The 16,994-nt window shown below is 36.1% G+C and carries 18 protein-coding genes; 7 read left to right on the plus strand and 11 right to left on the minus strand.

Going from position 1 to position 16,994, the window contains the following annotated elements; translation table 11 throughout:
• Positions 1 to 351 precede the first annotated feature (351 nt).
• From J2S74_RS26605 to J2S74_RS26615, 3 genes are all read left to right on the plus strand, one after another.
• Positions 352 to 1,206, plus strand: a complete 855-nt coding sequence (locus J2S74_RS26605) for a Cof-type HAD-IIB family hydrolase (protein WP_307332614.1) — start codon at positions 352 to 354, stop codon at positions 1,204 to 1,206.
• 123 nt (positions 1,207 to 1,329) lie between these two features.
• Positions 1,330 to 1,563: a DUF3813 domain-containing protein gene (locus J2S74_RS26610; protein WP_307332566.1), complete on the plus strand. Its 234-nt coding sequence runs from the start codon at positions 1,330 to 1,332 to the stop codon at positions 1,561 to 1,563.
• 130 nt (positions 1,564 to 1,693) lie between these two features.
• Positions 1,694 to 2,146, plus strand: a complete 453-nt coding sequence (locus tag J2S74_RS26615; RefSeq protein ID WP_307332569.1) for a GNAT family N-acetyltransferase — start codon at positions 1,694 to 1,696, stop codon at positions 2,144 to 2,146.
• A 232-nt stretch (positions 2,147 to 2,378) separates the two neighbouring features.
• Here J2S74_RS26615 and J2S74_RS26620 read toward each other — a convergent pair whose 3' ends face one another.
• The 5 genes from J2S74_RS26620 to J2S74_RS26640 form a co-directional block, all read right to left on the minus strand.
• The gene (locus tag J2S74_RS26620) at positions 2,379 to 2,684 is read right to left on the minus strand and encodes an AzlD domain-containing protein (RefSeq protein WP_307332572.1); all 306 of its coding nucleotides are present in this window, start codon (positions 2,682 to 2,684) and stop codon (positions 2,379 to 2,381) included.
• The gene (locus J2S74_RS26625) at positions 2,684 to 3,403 is read right to left on the minus strand and encodes an AzlC family ABC transporter permease (protein WP_307332575.1); all 720 of its coding nucleotides are present in this window, start codon (positions 3,401 to 3,403) and stop codon (positions 2,684 to 2,686) included. The genes J2S74_RS26620 and J2S74_RS26625 overlap by 1 nt, the downstream gene beginning before the upstream one ends.
• A 133-nt stretch (positions 3,404 to 3,536) precedes the next feature.
• Complete coding sequence (locus J2S74_RS26630; RefSeq protein WP_307332577.1) at positions 3,537 to 4,088, minus strand: hemerythrin domain-containing protein; 552 nt, start codon at positions 4,086 to 4,088, stop codon at positions 3,537 to 3,539.
• A 487-nt stretch (positions 4,089 to 4,575) separates the two neighbouring features.
• On the minus strand, positions 4,576 to 4,839 hold the full coding sequence (locus J2S74_RS26635; RefSeq protein WP_307332581.1) for a NifU N-terminal domain-containing protein: 264 nt from the start codon (positions 4,837 to 4,839) through the stop codon (positions 4,576 to 4,578).
• 164 nt (positions 4,840 to 5,003) lie between these two features.
• Entirely contained in the window at positions 5,004 to 5,612 is a 609-nt protein-coding gene (locus J2S74_RS26640; protein WP_307332584.1) for a hypothetical protein, read from the minus strand.
• Positions 5,613 to 5,839: 227 nt separating this feature from the next.
• Between J2S74_RS26640 and J2S74_RS26645 the strand changes: the two genes are divergently transcribed.
• Together J2S74_RS26645 and J2S74_RS26650 are read left to right on the plus strand one after the other, a co-directional pair.
• Positions 5,840 to 6,808, plus strand: coding sequence for a hypothetical protein (locus tag J2S74_RS26645; protein ID WP_307332587.1), 969 nt, complete (start codon positions 5,840 to 5,842; stop codon positions 6,806 to 6,808).
• A complete protein-coding gene (locus J2S74_RS26650) occupies positions 6,795 to 9,674 on the plus strand; it encodes a DEAD/DEAH box helicase (RefSeq protein WP_307332590.1) in 2,880 nt (959 codons plus the stop codon). The genes J2S74_RS26645 and J2S74_RS26650 overlap by 14 nt, the downstream gene beginning before the upstream one ends.
• Positions 9,675 to 9,714: 40 nt before the next feature.
• Here J2S74_RS26650 and J2S74_RS26655 read toward each other — a convergent pair whose 3' ends face one another.
• The 3 genes from J2S74_RS26655 to J2S74_RS26665 form a co-directional block, all read right to left on the minus strand.
• Entirely contained in the window at positions 9,715 to 10,236 is a 522-nt protein-coding gene (locus J2S74_RS26655) for a BsuPI-related putative proteinase inhibitor (protein WP_307332592.1), read from the minus strand.
• Positions 10,237 to 10,304: 68 nt separating this feature from the next.
• Positions 10,305 to 11,144, minus strand: a complete 840-nt coding sequence (locus J2S74_RS26660) for a YitT family protein (protein WP_370876083.1) — start codon at positions 11,142 to 11,144, stop codon at positions 10,305 to 10,307.
• Positions 11,145 to 11,426: 282 nt separating this feature from the next.
• A complete protein-coding gene (locus J2S74_RS26665; RefSeq protein WP_307332597.1) occupies positions 11,427 to 11,687 on the minus strand; it encodes a YbyB family protein in 261 nt (86 codons plus the stop codon).
• Positions 11,688 to 11,811: 124 nt separating this feature from the next.
• Here J2S74_RS26665 and J2S74_RS26670 point away from each other — a divergent pair, with 124 nt between their 5' ends.
• Positions 11,812 to 11,949, plus strand: a complete 138-nt coding sequence (locus tag J2S74_RS26670) for a DUF3941 domain-containing protein (RefSeq protein WP_307332601.1) — start codon at positions 11,812 to 11,814, stop codon at positions 11,947 to 11,949.
• A 169-nt stretch (positions 11,950 to 12,118) separates the two neighbouring features.
• On the opposite strand, the gene J2S74_RS26675 is transcribed toward J2S74_RS26670, so the two are convergent.
• The 3 genes from J2S74_RS26675 to J2S74_RS26685 all read right to left on the minus strand — a co-directional run bounded on the left by J2S74_RS26675 (position 12,119) and on the right by J2S74_RS26685 (position 14,691).
• A complete protein-coding gene (locus J2S74_RS26675) occupies positions 12,119 to 12,496 on the minus strand; it encodes a rhodanese-like domain-containing protein (RefSeq protein WP_307332603.1) in 378 nt (125 codons plus the stop codon).
• Between the two features lie 84 nt (positions 12,497 to 12,580).
• Positions 12,581 to 13,696 carry an AI-2E family transporter gene (locus J2S74_RS26680; RefSeq protein WP_307332606.1) on the minus strand — a complete coding sequence of 372 codons (1,116 nt, stop codon included), beginning with the start codon at positions 13,694 to 13,696 and terminating at the stop codon, positions 12,581 to 12,583.
• 113 nt (positions 13,697 to 13,809) lie between these two features.
• Positions 13,810 to 14,691 carry an AraC family transcriptional regulator gene (locus tag J2S74_RS26685; RefSeq protein ID WP_307332609.1) on the minus strand — a complete coding sequence of 294 codons (882 nt, stop codon included), beginning with the start codon at positions 14,689 to 14,691 and terminating at the stop codon, positions 13,810 to 13,812.
• Between the two features lie 135 nt (positions 14,692 to 14,826).
• On the opposite strand from J2S74_RS26685, the gene J2S74_RS26690 reads away from it, so the two are divergent.
• The gene (locus tag J2S74_RS26690; protein WP_307332611.1) at positions 14,827 to 16,200 is read left to right on the plus strand and encodes an MATE family efflux transporter; all 1,374 of its coding nucleotides are present in this window, start codon (positions 14,827 to 14,829) and stop codon (positions 16,198 to 16,200) included.
• The last annotated feature ends 794 nt before the right edge of the window (positions 16,201 to 16,994 follow it).

Consider the following 16,994-nt stretch of genomic DNA (forward strand, 5'->3'; position numbering starts at 1 on the left):
CTTAGTGCTGATCAGCTGCGGACACCTCGTATGATACCAAGGGGCTCTTTTTTTGTTCAACTCTCAAATTTCTTTCTTACAGGAATGCTCCTATAAGTAAGAAATCATTTAACATTTATTGTTGTTTAAAATAAGCTTATTTATTATACAAAAATACAGTCATCATCCTATTCAATCCTAAAGAAGTTTTGCTGAAAAATCAACTAAATAACTTTGGTAGATGAAGCAAATCATTTTTGAAAATAAATCAACTTAGTATAGTATTATTTATAACACGTTTTCGATGAAAAACCCATTTGGTTCCATTGGAAGGAATAGTAACGGATGGAAATTCGAAAAGTAGTATCCTTTATGAAATACATAATAAAAGAATTGGAGGAATTATCCTTGAAGCAACATCTTATCGCCCTCGATTTAGACGGGACCTTATTAACTGACGATAAAAATATTTCTCTGCGGAACAGGGGCATTATTGGAAAGCTCCGCGAATTAGGCCACAAGGTAGTTATTGCAACTGGAAGGCCTTATCGAGCAAGTAAGGATTATTATTTTGAGTTAATGCTGGATTCACCAATAGTTAATTTTAACGGGGCCTATATTCACCATCCTACAAACCCCAAAGACTTTCATACGGAACATACTCCGTTGGATGTAAAAACAGCAAAGACAATTATAAAAACATGCGAAGCCTTTCGAGTACAAAACATCATGGTGGAAATCATGGACGAGTATTATCTGCGTTACAAAAACAAGGGCTTTTCTGATGCTTTTACATTAGGTCAATCCCCTGTTGAATATGGAAATTTACAAGAGCTATTGCAAGTGGACCCTACTTCTATACTCATCCATCCAGAGGAAGAGAATCATCAGGAGCTTAAGGGTTTGCTAGCTAGTTCTCATGCAGAGGTAATTGAACAAAGATCATGGGGAGCTCCTTGGAATGTCATTGAAATTGTTAAGGCAGGTTTAAATAAGGCAGTCGGTCTAAAACGAATTTCCGAATATTACAAAATACCGCCAGAAAGAATAATAGCCTTCGGTGATGAAGATAATGATTTAGAGATGTTAGAATATGCAGGATGTGGCGTAGCCATGGGAAATGCAATCGATGAACTAAAGATTGTAGCTAACGAGGTTACTTCTACAAATGAAGAAGACGGTATAGCAGTATTTTTAGAAGAATATTTTAACCTTCAAAAACAATAAGAAACCAAAAAGCAGCTATTTTCCAATATTCCCATTGGAAGATAGTTGTTTTTATTATTTTTTTATAATTACACATCCTATAATGCAGAACATTAAACTAAAATAAAATGGAGGGATTGCACAATGGGAAATCGAATATTCCAACAGGCTAGAGAGGCAGTACAGGAAGCTCAAAATGCAATGGAGGCAACACACACTCCACAAGCACAAGCAGAGGCAACTGAAAAAATTAACCGTGCAAAACAAGCCTTGTCTCAAGCTTTTGCAGATTCATCTTTAGCAGAGCGGGAGCAATTAATGCAATTGCAAAATTCTCTTTATGAGCTGTCTGAAGAATTTACCACAGAATCAAAGTAATTTTATTTGGGGGATTAGGTTTCTTTTACTTTTTGGCATCCTTTCCCCCTTTTTCAAAAAAAATTATAAAATTTTAAACCGAAAACCTCTTCAACTATGGTAATGTAGAAGTTGATTGGAGGTAAATTCAATGAAAGTTTATAAATTAGATAAACAAACGGACTATGAACTTCGTATAGCCATTACTAAGTTAATGATGGAACAAATGGATGCTTTGAGTTCATCTGTAACAGAGGAAGACTTGCTGCAAACGATCGATTTAGCGCTTGAGGAGCACTCAGGTGCAGAAATATTTGTTGCAGAAACAGATAATAAAATCGTGGGATGCGCCTTTTTAAATTCTGGAATAGGATTAGAAAAGGGCGGCCCTTATATTTGGTTAAATGACTTATATGTACAACGGGAGTATCGTCGCCAAGGTATTGCAAAAAAACTTCTACTAAAGGTCCTCTATTGGGCCGAGCAAAAAGGATTTAAAGGGATCGAGCTAGAGACTGGCATTAATAATGCAGCCACAAAGAAATTATATAACTCCTTAGGTTTTTACGATATTGTATCTAAAAGATACGGTCGTCATATATAAATATTTTCATATATTCAAAGAGTCTGGGACAAAAGTGTTTTTACTAATAAGAAATCCAAACAAACTAGATGTAAGTGCAATCTACCCGCTTCGGAAATATACTTCCCTAAGGTAGTGTATTGTTCGTATTTCCGATTAAAACACTTTAGTTATGTCCCAGCCTCTTTTTCATTATAGGAGCTTACCTGTAGTGTATCCAAGCCATATTATATTTTCCTAAAAAACTATTTTTCTATAAAAAATAAGTCAAGACAGCTAAGGATCCTATAGTACCTGCAACAACTACAATTAAAGGTAAACTAAAATAAGCAAGAATAATAGCTATAATTCCACCTATAAGGCCAAAATAAATATTCTCGTGGACATTTAAAACACCCGGAAAAATAAGTGCTCCTAAAACAGCATAAGGAACCCTTGAAAGCATTTTTTTTGACCAGTCGGGCCAATTCTCCGTTTGCAGCATAACAAGGGGGAGTACCCTTGGAATATAGGTCACTATCCCCATACCAATAATCATCCAAATAATAGGCATACTCATCACTCAGTCCCCCTTTTTTTCCATAGAGATTCTATCCCTTCAAAAACTAAAAGAGCTGCTATAGTGCCGAACATGATTGCCCAGCCTGTAGCCACCCAAAATTGAAAAATACTATGGAAAAGTCCACCAAGGATAGATAAAGAAATAACTACTTTTCCTTCCTTTTTTATAGAAGGAATGAGTAATGCGATAAACAAAGCATATAGTGCAATGGCCATACTTTCTTGTAAGATTCCTGGTAAAAATGAACCAGCAAAGTAACCAACACCTGTAAAAGTTACCCAACTCGTATAGGCAACGGCAGCCACTCCGATTATATAATTAGAACGAATAGGCTCCTCCTTTGTGGATGCTACAGCAAAAACCTCATCCGTAAGACCGAAGGCATAGACAGCCCGAATCTTCTTCGATGATTTTTCCGCACGTTCATGAATGGATGCACTCATTAATAAATGACGAAAATTTACTATAAAAGTAGCAAGTATAATTTCTAGTGCCCCAGAGCCTAATGCAATCATTGTTAAAGCCATATATTGAGAGGCCCCAGCGAAAACAATCATACTCATGAGTACAGCTTCCGCAACCGTTAATCCTGTTGTACCTGCTATTAGTCCAAATGTTAATGCTACTGGCATATAACCTATACCAATAGGTATACCATCTATAATTCCCTTTTTCAAATGGGAAGGTTCTGCGTATGATGATGATACAGTTTCCAAGTCAATCGCTCCAATCTCATTAAGAATCCTGAATAATTACTTTACTATTTTACTCTGCTACAACATTAATCTGTCAAGAATTTGAAATTATTTAAGAATAAAAAAAATTAAGCCCCCGATTTACACCAGGAGCTTAAGCGATAGACATTTTCCTATAAACTTCTTCCAACTTCTTTTTTTCTTTGTCTGTTAAAATGTTTTCCGCAATAGGGAACATAATTTCTTCTTCCTTGAGGAAATGATCCGTCAATGTATGAAACATTACACAAATATAATGGGCTAACTCTCGAATATCTTCCTCTAAAGAATGACGATCCAACTCCCGATGTTTATTAAAAAATAACCCGATATTTTTCCGTACCAATTCGTGATCATCTTCCATCACAGGGATAGGTCCGCCCTCTCTTCCTATATGACCCGCAACGAGATGAAATAAATATTGGTCTTCTTTATAGGTATGGGGCTCGATTTCCGCTTTAAAAACAGTCATTTCATTATATATTTTCTCCACAAGGATAAACTTATCTTCTCTTGTTGGATCATATGCTAATAAGGATCCTAAATAATATAATCTATCTAATTTCTTTTTTAAAGGTATATGTTCAACTACTAATTCTTCTAAAGCATAACAATACTTCTCTGGTTTTTCTACATTTAAGCTACAAAACCCTTGAAACTCTGCCACCTGTGACAACTCCTCTCGTCTTATTCATTAACTTAATCTTACCTTTTTATAATTAAAGATAGGGTGATTTTGCTCACATTTCGTTAGAATTCACAGGAATTTCACAAGTTCACGGAGTCTTAAGAATGGAAGGAAAACTGCCTAATTATATGTAAATGCTTTTATTTATTGGCTCTTTGTATAGATTGCTCCTGCGGTTACTCGTCGCACAAGATCATGTTGTTTTTTAAAACATACTTTTTGCTTGGATACGCTACAGGCGGACGCTTTCCGCGGGCAACGCTTCAGCCTCCTCGAGAAAACCGCCCTACGGTGTCTTCAGCCGTTGCTTTTCCCGCTGGAGTCGCCGCCTTCCGCTTCTCCAAGCTTTAAAAAAGCAACAAAGATCACGAAAACTGCCTAAATAAAAGACTGGTTAAGAAGCTTTCACTCCTTAACCAGTCTTTTATTGAACAGGCGCAAAAACTTGGTCGTTTTGAACAGCCTCTTATTGCTGATTAAATGCTTCTTCAATCTTCGGTAAAAGTGTATCCCAATCTGCATCTATTTCTTTGTTAACAGTAACAAAGTCTTGGTATCCAAAAATATTGTCTACTCCTTCAATAGCTAAAAGGGCCTTTGCTAATGGGTGGTCAGGGTTGTCCCCTTTTTTAAAAGAAGCACTGCCTGTCCCTTCAAACAATACTTCGCTTGCTGTAAATTTCATTGCATTTGGGTTAGGTGTTGCTTCTGCTCTTACTTCAATTGCCATCATCATCACTCCTCGTATGTATTTAACGTTATTATCATAACACGTACAAGCAAGAAAAATAAAATTCTATAAGGAAGTTTTTTACCGAGTATATCTTAAAAGTGAAATCTGCTCATCACAAAAAAAGAAGCTCGATTCTTCCGAGCTATATTAATCCACTCTATTTAATTTTTTTGTAAAGATTTTAAGTTTTCTCTTTCTTTAGATAGGTATCGCAACTCCTCCTTTATTCGATTAATTTCCCGTTCATTATTAACCTCTAAAGCTTCTACTAGTTCCATTAATAAATAATCGATTTCCGCTGTGACCATGTATTCCTTTACGTCCGGGTCTAAACCTTCCAGAGATCTTCTACTCTTTTTAATCGTCCGGTATGACCCCATATCCGCCATTTCACCTCCACCTATTTTCATTACGGAAACAATCTTTCCATTGTCAAAACAACTTACATAAATCCAACCGCCACTTTCCGTTTTAACAATGGCCCTCCCTTTCGTTTCTGTTATCAATTCTTCTAATAATATGGCTAAGTCTTCCATGCATATGCTCAATTCGTTTAATTGAATTACCGTTAAATTTTCATCTGGCCTCTTAATGGGAATGGCCACTTGACCTTCCTGAGAATTAATCACTAATTCAACTGTCTCCTTATCATGCCGCCAAGAAATCCGAAATTGTGCCTGGAGCAATTTATGAATAAAGGATTTCAGTGCTGGTCTTGGTAATTCAATAAAAACATCTTGGAACTCAGCCTGGAAACATCTATCCTTCATGACCACGCTCCTTTCTTTTTTCTTATAGATATGGTATGTGTTTTCAGAAAAAAAAGAAGAATTTTTTCGTTCTTTAGCTTATCTTTTTTATAAGGGGTGATATAATTACTTAGTTACAAATGAAGGACGCCTTTCTTGCTATCCCATTACAAAATTACTTAAATATTGTTATAGTCCCTATCCATTTAGTAAAATAAGGACAAGAGATTTCTTTGAGGAGCAAACAAATGATCAACTCATCCGAACCTACATCTAATGAAATAGAGCAATTATTAAGGGACTATCTTGAGTCAGAATGGAATCATTTTGGAGAGATTATTTTTTCCCACTCAGATGGTGTAGGTTTATTTTCACAATGGATTCATTCACAGAGGTGGATAGACTCTCTACCTATTTCACCTAAAGAAAGTAGAAAATATGCTCCTGCTATCATATGCTATAGTTTCAGGGAAATTCGTTCACGAATGATTGAAAAGGGCTTATTTATGTTACGGAAAAAGAAATTGGAAATGCTGTTGCAATCGACCCTTTCCAGCTTTCCTTTAGAAGTCTATGACTCTCTTTTAAATGAAAATACTGGATGGAGTAGGTTATTTACTACCACAATAAACGCTATGGAACGTGAATTTAGCATTACCCTGCCATCAATAAAGGCAAACAAAAGCTCCCATAAAGCAATAAGTTCACAAGACTGGTTAAACAGTTGGCTAGTAAGGCCTCACTTTCCTAAATATAAACACTACTATGAATCTATCGGGGACAAAGGAGAACAGAAATTCCTTGAAACAAAAGCAAAAAATAAACTGAGGGTTCAAGCTCACCACCCTCATGTAAAGCGAGTTTATTTTAGTCTCCTTGCCTACCATCAATGTTATGAGGAAGGGATGGATGAATTATTCAGATCTGTAAGCGATCCCCTTCACTTAACACCTGAAGAAAAACAATTTCTCGATAGGTTATTACAGTATCACCATCCTAGACTCCGCTCTCTCCTCCACCACTTCATCGAACGTTTAGTGGAAAGGAAAACAAAACAGCATTATAAAGAAGCAATAAAATATATTATTATGTTAGAAGAGATATATAAAAGGGAGCATCTCGTAGAGCGGTTTCATACCTATGTAAAAATATTAAAAAAGAGGTATGAACGTTTTTCATCTTTTCAAAAGGAGTTGGCAGCCCGTGTATTCCCTTAAACAAACAAAAAAGCTAACAGGCCTTATCATTAAAGAAAATGAATTTGGTTTATTATTAACTACCCATAGGGAAAATTCTTTTGAAACAGACGAATCTCTATTATTTTTCAAACAATATTTATTTCGTTATGACGAAGCATCTTTTTTTGGTACAACCTATTCAATTCATTCCTATTCCTATGTGAACAACAACAATCATTTTGTCGTTAAAGGGATATGGATTCCCATAACAGAATTACCCCTTTTACTTCCTATTTATGGAACATGGCTAGATGACAGTTCCCTTGAAGTTGAGAAAGACATAAGAGAATTTTTCAAATTATTAGGGTCAGCAAAAGAAAGGATAGCTACTAAAAGTATTTTTCCAACAAAGGATGGATCATGGGATTATGAAATAAACCTTCCTGTTAATAAAGACGATTCTTGTCCTCCTATCCTGTTAAGGGAGAAGGAACAGCTTTACTTTACAAGTGGTTCGTATGCTTCTGTTGAGCAAAATAGATTCTTTCATACATTTTTGCAGTACACGGTAGTAAAGAACCCATATTTTGAACAATGGGTTGAACCATACTTACGAACATTAAATTCTCAAAGGGACAAACAAGTTAAACAGTGGATAAAGGCATTAAAAAATCCAATAGGAAGCTATGAGTTATCGGAACATTTATACCCTTTTTGCTTAAAAAGCTGGAATGGAAAAACAGAATTACCATTTCAATTTTATTTACTTGTCCGGGAGCCTACAAATAGTGAAGATCCATGGGTCTTAGAGCTTTTCTTAAAGGAATGGTCAACAGGAAATTTACACCCAGTTAAATCCATATATAGTGGTAAAAACCCCTTTATACAAAATCCCATCCCATTTATTAAGGAGTATTGGTCCCATCTAAAAGATATCTTTCCCTTTTCTAGCATGTCGTTACAACATGGAGAGTGTCTCCTTTCTCTCGAAGAAATAACCGATTTTCTATTATATAAATCAAAGGAAATAGAAAACATGGGAGTCGTCGTTTTGATCCCAGAACACCTTAAGGAGACAAATGGAAAACCTAAAATACAAGGAATTATTCAGCCTGTTGACCAATCAACTATCCCCTACACCAATTGGAGGTCCAGTAAAATCAGCTTGAATTTCTTAGTCAATGGTGTTGCTGTAGATGAAATTCAATTTAAGCAATGGGTAGAGGAAAAGCGGGAAATGATCTTTATTAATGATCATTGGGTCAGATGGGATTTAGCTTCAGCAGAACAATTATACATGGATGTAGAAAATAGTATTTATGAGCAGGAATATTTCGATATTTGGAGGAAAGCTTTCTTTTCTGAGACGGAATTTACAAGTGAAAAGGATTCCCCCATAGCATCTGAGACAGAGATAGAATGGTCACTAGGTGATGATTGGAATGGTTTTAGAGACACAAAAATGTCTAATCTACCACCAAAATGGACATCCCAGCTCCGTTCCTATCAAAAGGAAGGGGTCCAATGGCTCCTAAAAATGAGAGAATTTTCCCTTGGGGCGTGTTTAGCAGATGATATGGGGTTAGGGAAAACAATACAAGCGGTTGCTTATTTAGAAATCATAAAGGAGCAGGAGGTATCCCCTTTACCATTTCTTATTATATGTCCAACAAGCCTTGTCTCGAATTGGGTACACGAATTACAAACTTTTGCCCCCTCCCTAAGCTGCTATGTTCATGAAGGGAAACCTAAGGAAAGACGTGAGAAAATTCATGACTATTATACAACCGTTGACGTAATTATTACTACGTACCCTCTAGCCGTTCGAGACATTGAAGACATATTACAGTACCAATGGCAGGGCCTTATATTAGATGAGGCACAACGGATAAAAAATGTCCATTCTAAGCAAAGAAAAGCCATTAAACACATCCTTGCAAATCATACAGTAGCGTTAACAGGAACCCCTGTAGAAAATGAACCTATGGAGCTTTGGAGCATTATGGACTTATTAAATCCTGGCTATTTAAAGGATGAGGCATGGTTTCAAACCAAATTTTTATCCCAGGGGAATTCGGAAGTAGGTCTTAACCAATTAAAACAGTTAATAAACCCATTTTTATTACGACGAACAAAGGAACAATTTACTGCAGAGCTTTCACTGCCGACAAAAAGCAATTGTCAACATCTCGTTCCTTTATACGAAGAACAAAAGATACTATATGAGGCGGTAGTTAATGATTTATTGGATGATTATTCTCACTTAAGTGATATGGAAAAGCGTTCAAAAGTCTTTAAAGCCATTACAAAATTAAAGCAAATATGTAACCATCCAGCACATTTCCTTAAGGAACCTAGTCTTTATAACATGACCGGCCGTTCCGGAAAGTGGGATGCTTGTATAGATATATTAGAAAGAAATTGGCAGGAAGGAAAGCGAACCTTAATTTTCACTCAATACCGTTATATGGGTGACTTACTTCAACAAAGCATTCAAAATCAGTGGCAGCTTCAAATTCCGTTCTTTCACGGTCAATTGACAGCCTCTCAACGCCACCAGCTGGTGGAGGACTATCAACGAAAAAAAACGGGACCGTTTATGCTTATTTCCCTACGTGCTGGTGGCTTCGGATTAAATCTCACTTCAGCAACGGAGGTAATCCATTATGATCGATGGTGGAATCCTGCAGTAGAGAATCAAGCAACAGACCGGGTACACCGTATTGGACAAAAAGATCCTGTAACGATACACACCTTTTTATCAGAAGGAACTTTAGAGGAAAAGATGGACTTATTAATTAGAGAAAAGTTAAGCCTGCAAGAAGCATTATTAAATAATTCTTCCTCTCCCATCTGGAAGCTAACAGATAACGAAATTAAGGAACTTTTCAGATTAAGAGGGTGACTTAAAAGGGATGTTTTTTCCCTTTGAGTCACCCTCTATATTATTCCGCTACTGTAATATCAACTTCTAATGTAAAGGCTTCCCTATCAATTTCTTCCCCATCAATAGCATAGAGAATCAGCATCGCTTCTACAGTGTAGCTCCCTGGTGCTTCAGCAACCCACACATCTTCAAAGGTTTTTGTATCTCCTGGTGCAATCTCTTCCAATATTAATGCTTGGGTAAACACCTTTCCTTCAGCATAGTGATATACGGTATTACCTTCATTATCCCTAATAAATACGTCGAATTGTTGACCTGATGAGAACTCTACTCTTTTTACATTTTCTGAAGTATTTGTTAAGGTCATCGTAACTGTAACTTTTTCCCCATCCACATCCACCTTTAATTCATAAAGGAGGTCTTCTACTTCCATACTAGCTTCTCCCTTCTGAGCTTCATCACTGGTACCGGATTCGGATCCACTTCCAGGTCCTACCCCCGTAGTTTCTTCACTAGTACCACAGGCAACAAGGAATAGAGAGAAAATACTTAATAGTAATAACATCATTAATTTTTTCATTGGTTTCTCCTCCAAAAACAACCTATTTTACCTTATTTGACGATAGAATTTCCTAAAGGTTTCAAAGTTCAATCCTCTTTCCGGAACATTCCAAATATACCAGTCGTTTGTACAATATTCGTGAATGCTTTCGGGTCAACCTCATTTATAATATGTTGTAATTGATAAAGCTCATAACGGGTAATGACGATCATTAATATCTCTTTATCCTCTTTCGTAAATCCGCCTTTTGCCGGAATTCTAGTAACCCCTCGCGTTATTTGCTGGAAAAAAGCTTGTTTAAGCTCATCAGCTTTACTAGTTACAATGAAGGCAGTTAACTTCACATGACGGGTATGTATGGTATCAATAAGCCTTGAGGCAACATAAAGTTGTAACAATGTATACAATGCTTTTTCCATTCCGAACATAATTCCTGAGGTCAAAACAATAATAGCATTTAAGGTGAAGAAATATATTCCTATTGGTCGATCACTTTTTCGAGCAAATAAAAGGGCTAAAATATCGACACCACCAGAGGATGCCCCATATTTCAAAATAATCCCCGCACCTAATCCACCTAACACTCCTCCAAATACTGCGTTCAACATAATATCACCGGATATATCCATAACAGGAATAATTTCTAGAAACAGTGTTGTAAATGCCACATTAATGAAGCTGTATAAAGTAAAGCTCTTCCCAACCTTCATCCAACCTAAAATGGCCACTGGCACGTTTAAGAGAAACAACCAAATACCCGGAGTTAAACCCATTAACTCAGAAAATATTTGGGCTACCCCCGTAAAGCCACTTGCAAAAACATTAGCTGGTATTAAAAAAAGATTTAAACAAAGTGCCAAAAGAACAGCACTGGCAGCAGCCATGGTAAGTTTCTTTAATTCCTCCATGGGGTTAATTTTATTCATCATCAGTTATTTCCTCCCTTCTCAGTATTAACATGTAGTGTTTTAAAAGAAACATACAAACAAAAATATTTTCTGTCTTCGAGTGTTCAAAAAGCTCAAAAAATAACCTTTTGTATGAAAGTTTGTTTTAATAAAGCGAGTGCCTGAAGCGTAAATCAATTTTCAAATTAGCACAGCCAAAATAGGTTTCATTTATCCTAGTGTCATATAGACACGGGAATAATTAAACAGACTCTATAAAAAAAAGACCCCTAGTTTGGAGTCTATTTGATTCATTCTTCTTTAGTTTCTAATTTTTTTATTATAATAATTCACTCCGAATACTGCACCTTCATCCACCATAGTATTATCGCCCATATCATATGGGTCAGAGTGCCCTATCTTTTCTTTGTAATAAATGGTGTGTTGTTCTTTTGTTTTACTTAACAGTTTTGCTTTCGTTCGGTTATAGTAAGCTTTCATTTGCCTACGGTTGTCTTCATTTGTTAACAAATATGCCCCTGCAGCGGTTACAACAGCAAAGGGAGTGATCCATTTTAGCATCTTGCCATCCCTCCTAATTATTAGGTTATAAGGCATGTACCCTTTAGTGGAAAATAATAAACATATACATAATTCCCTTCTTGTTTCTTCATATTAACTATGAGTAGAAAAGGAGGAATTGTAAGTGGATCCAACAAAAGACGATGATAAAAAGGCTCGAGACAACCAAGCTTTAAATGAACACAAAAATGAAAGGGAAAGGGAAAATCACCAAAAGCAACCACAGAAAAAGTCCTTTTCTAAAAAAACAGATCACCTATAAAAAATAGAAAGGAGTACCTAATGGAAAAATTCCGAATGGTACTCCTTTCTATTTTGTTTGCCGTTTTTTATATGATATTTGTTTTTTATGAGAAAATAGTATCACTCGAATAATAACATAATCTTGGGCGACCAGTAATCGCAGAGCAATCTATTTGAAAACGGCCATTTTATTTATTCCATTCTTTTAATTCATTTACATCTTTGATTTGGTGTTCTGGGCCGGCAGCTTTTTCTCCGTCCCAAGATAGCATTCCACCATCAAAGTTAACCACCTTTTCTATACCATTTTCCTTCAAATATCGAGAAACATTTTGTGAACGATTTCCACTTCGGCAAATGAAGACATACTCTTTATCCTTCTTAAACCCCTCTAAAAAGAAAGGGATATTATTCATTGGAAGAAGAGGAACACCTGGAATGTGAGCTGCTTCGTATTCTTCCGGTTCTCGAACATCTATAAATACTTTATCTTCGCCATTCGATTTCAATAGCTCTTTTAACTCTTCCACTTCTATTTGTTTAATACCATCTTTTTCGTAGCTCATCATAAATCACCTCGTAGTAAATAGAATTTACAAACTTTCGCATTATTCATATATTATCCTTAATAGGATCACAACTCAAATAGTTCATGTTTGACCCCTTGCCAATTCTTCTTCCTTTGCCTTTTTCTTAAGCTGCCACAAACGGTAGGTGTGACTCACAATTACCTTTAAAACAGCATAGGTGGGAACAGCAATTAGAAATCCAATAAAGCCCGCAAATCGACCAGCAACTAAGATAAGAATTAAAATTGTCAATGGGTGAACGGCTAGGACTTTCCCCATAATTTGAGGAGAAATTAAGTTACTTTCAATTTGCTGTACGACTACAATAGCAACAATTACCCAGATAGCCATCATTGGTGAAGTAATTAAAGCCACAATAACTGCTGGAACAGCACCTATCCAAGGACCAATAAACGGTATAAGGTTCGTGAGCATGGCTACTAACGCTAAAACTAGGGAATATTCAATCCCAATTATGAGATAGGAAATATACATTAGTACGCCAACACAAAAACTAACAAAAATCTGCCCCTGTATGTAAGAACCTAAAGCCCTATCCATGTCTCCTAAAATTCTTTTCCCTTCTATTTGCTGCTTTTCTGGGAAGAATCGAAGTACCTGGTTCGGCATTTTATGACCATCCTTTAAAATGTAAAAAAGCATAAAAGGAATCATAATAAACATTAGCAATGCATTTGTAACTGCCCCAACGACAGTGGCTACATTAGTAGAAATAAAGTCAATGGCTTCCCCTAGAACAGAAGTGATGTTCTCACTAATTCTCTCTATGGAAAAATTATCTGACTGCTGAAAAAACTCTTCCACCACTTCAATTTCTAATAATTGTTCCACAAACTTCCTTACTTCATTGATCAAAACAGGCATATTATCAGCTAAATTCATTACTTGACGCTGAAGGGGAGGCCCTATAAGAAAGAAAAAACCCACTAATAAACCTATGAACCCTATGTAGATAATTAAAATTGCAAGTACTTTAGGTACTTTATTCTTATGGAGTAGATTAACCACTGGACGAAATAAGTAGAACAGAACACCTGCCACTAAAAATGGAATAAACACTGTCTGTAAAAAAACAACTAATGGCCTAAAAATAAAGGAAACGAGTGTACTTAAATAGACAATAATTAAAATGAGTATTACTGCAATTAAAAAGCGATAAAAACGACTTTGTAACAAAATTTATTCACCACTTTCTCCCAATTGGATTTATTATAACATATACTATTGATTAATTAAGCTAGTTTGTCTAGCCCTTAAAGATATATAATGCGGAATTTATTGAGTAAAACTTAACTATCCTTCTTCTCATAATTTCTTCTCATTCTTCTATACTCCCCGGGAGTGACCCCTTCCTTTTTCTTAAATACTCTAGAGAAATAACTAACATCTGAAAATCCACACTCCCCAGCAATCGTTGATAAGTCAATATGCTCCTCCACTAAACGTCTCTTTGCTACAGTAAGGCGGTAATTATGTAAATATTGAATAGGAGTTACCCCAAATACCTTCTTCATTGACCTCGTTAAGTAATCTGGATGATAAAGCAAGGCTTGAGCCATCTTTTTTACGGTGAATCCTTCTACCTCGTAATTATCCTTAATGTATTGAACAGCTTCATTTGCAACTGTTTGTGCACTGGAAGGTAAATCAATAGCTTCTTGTTGGAGCAAGATTACTAAATCATTAAACAGGAGCTGTACCTTCATTTTTTCAGAGGGGGTATTCCCCTCGTTCATTTGGATGATTTGTTCAAAGGTCTCCTCTACCCTTGCTTGATTATTCAACGAGCCAAAACAAGGTATATTTAATTGAAACTGGGCAGGTTCATTCATTGTACTATCCTTAAGTAATATGTTTGACCAATCCAATTCCCTTTTATTGACTAAGTTAAAATGATTAGCTAAAGAGAAATGGATCCAATAATAAATGGTTTCCTCTTTACATTCCTCATACCCTCCGTGCTTCCGTTCTGGAGGTAATATAATATAGTTCCCTTTGTTGAGGCAACACTTCTCACCAGCATCCTCTATATATAAGGTTCCTTTTATAACATAGATAAGATCAAAAATATGAAATACTCGGTAAAAATGTTTTTCCCCTGTTCGAAAGGTTGCTTTCCCACCGGAAATAAATATAGGCATTGGCGGTATATTGCTAGTCAGAATTGGCATAATCACCCTCCAAATAGTCGCTTTTGTACAATTATAATCGATTTTCTAACTACAATGCCAATTAGCAATCCTTTATCATTGTAAAAGTGTAATTAAGTAAATGTACAATTTGCAAAGGGGAAGCGGGCGAGTTAAATGGAGAAACAAAAAACAAAGAAAGCAGCTAAGATTACTCTGTTCGCTTTAACATGGCCAATATTCATTGAAATTCTTTTGCATATGCTCATGGGGAATGCAGATACCCTTATGCTCAGCCAGTATGATGATAATGCAGTTGCTGCCGTTGGTGTAGCTAATCAAATCATGAGCATTATTATTGTTATGTTTGGTTTTGTTGCAATGGGAACTTCTATTTTAATTGCCCAATATGTTGGAGCGAAACAAGAGGAAAAGGCGGGTCATATTTCCGTTGTTTCTATTGTTGCCAATTTAGTATTTGGAATTATACTTAGTGCAGTGTTATTTATTTTTGGCAAACCATTATTGCAGCTTATGAATCTTCCAGAAGAGCTTATTGCCCCGTCTTTAATATATTTACAAATAGTAGGAGGGTTTTCCTTCGTTCAATCCTTAATCATGACATTAGGGGCAATTGTAAAAAGCTATGGGTTCACAAAAGACGCAATGATTGTCACTATAGGGATGAACATCTTAAATGTATTTGGAAACTATTTGTTTATTTTTGGTGCTTTTGGTGCGCCGGTCCTCGGGGTAACTGGTGTAGCTATTAGTACTGCTGTCAGCAGAGGGGTCGGGCTAATTATCTTATTTATATTAGTATATAAACGAGTTAACGGAGAGTTGCCTTGGTCTTTCTTAGTTGAAAAGTTTCCTAAGGAAGAATTAAAGCAATTATTGAAAATTGGAATTCCGTCAGCAGGTGAACATTTATCCTATAATACTTCACAAATGGTGATTACATTCTTTGTTGCATCCATGGGTACAACAGCATTAACTACCAGAGTTTATGTATTTAATATTATTATGTTTGCTTTTCTCTTTTCCATTGCCATTGGGCAAGGAACACAAATTCTAATAGGTTACTTGGTTGGGGAAGGAAAGCTTCAAGAAGCCTATCGAAGGTGTTTAAAAAGCCTTTGGATTGCCATGAGTGTCACTATTTTCATAATGATTGTGATTGTATTTTTCCAAGATACATTATTAAGGATTTTTACAGATAATCCTGAAATTATTTACTTAGGCAGTATTCTTATCTTTATGTCTATCATTTTAGAGCCAGGCAGAGCCTTTAACATCATTGTTATTAGTGCACTAAGGTCCGCTGGGGACGTTAAATACCCTGTTTACATCGGTATTTTATCCATGTGGGGGGTAGCTGTTACCGTTTCTTATGGTGCAGGTATTGTGATGGGCCTTGGTTTAATTGGTGTATGGCTGGCGTTTATTTTAGATGAATGGCTTCGTGGAATATTAATGTTAAAAAGATGGAAATCTAAGAAATGGGTTAGTATGTCCTTTGTAGATGTACAAAAAACAAAAGATTACTAGATGATTATTGAAGAGGGTGTCCCCAAAAGGTATGCTTTTAACCTTTTAAGATACCCTCTTCTTCTATAATTTCTTTAAAAATAAATGAATTTCATAAATTTATGCCCTTATTTACCAAGGCTTTTTGAGCATGAAAAAAGAGTACCTCCCAAAATATCTAATTTACTCTTTTTATATTTTGAAAATAAAATGGAAGATAGTTAGAAGTTACTTGTCTCATAAACAAATTCATGGAACATGTATCGTACCAGAAGCATTAGTTCCTGTTTCTTAAAGAATTCAAGAAACGCGTAACCTAATGGAAGTGCCACTTAACTGGCTCATAAAAGCGTTCATGAAACGCGTAACGCAATGGATGCGTGACTTACCTGGCTCATAAAGCGTTCATGAAACGCGTAACGCAATGGATACGTGACTTACCTGGCTCATAAAGCGTTCATGAAACGCGTAACGCAATGGATGCGTGACTTACCTGGCTCATAAAGCATTCATGAAACGCGTAACGTGGTATGTCAACACTAAACTGGACAAATTTTTAAAGGAACATAAACTTGGTAAGGCACTCATATAACATGAACATTATTCGGTTGCTTTTTCGGTAGGTAGTGCATGTAGTTTGTCACTTTACTTGGATCCTCTGCGGGCATGAGTCTCTTGCCAGGAAGCCAGCTTTTTAGAATTAGCTGGCAATGCCATACCAGGCTATCATGCCCGCCACTCCAAATAAAGTGCACGTCTTTCTACTAAATATTGTTCACTCCTACTTGGTGCTTATGCTTGTATTCATTAGGTGT

It is taken from the genome of Evansella vedderi (assembly GCF_030813435.1).
Taxonomy (GTDB): domain Bacteria; phylum Bacillota; class Bacilli; order Bacillales; family Salisediminibacteriaceae; genus Evansella; species Evansella vedderi.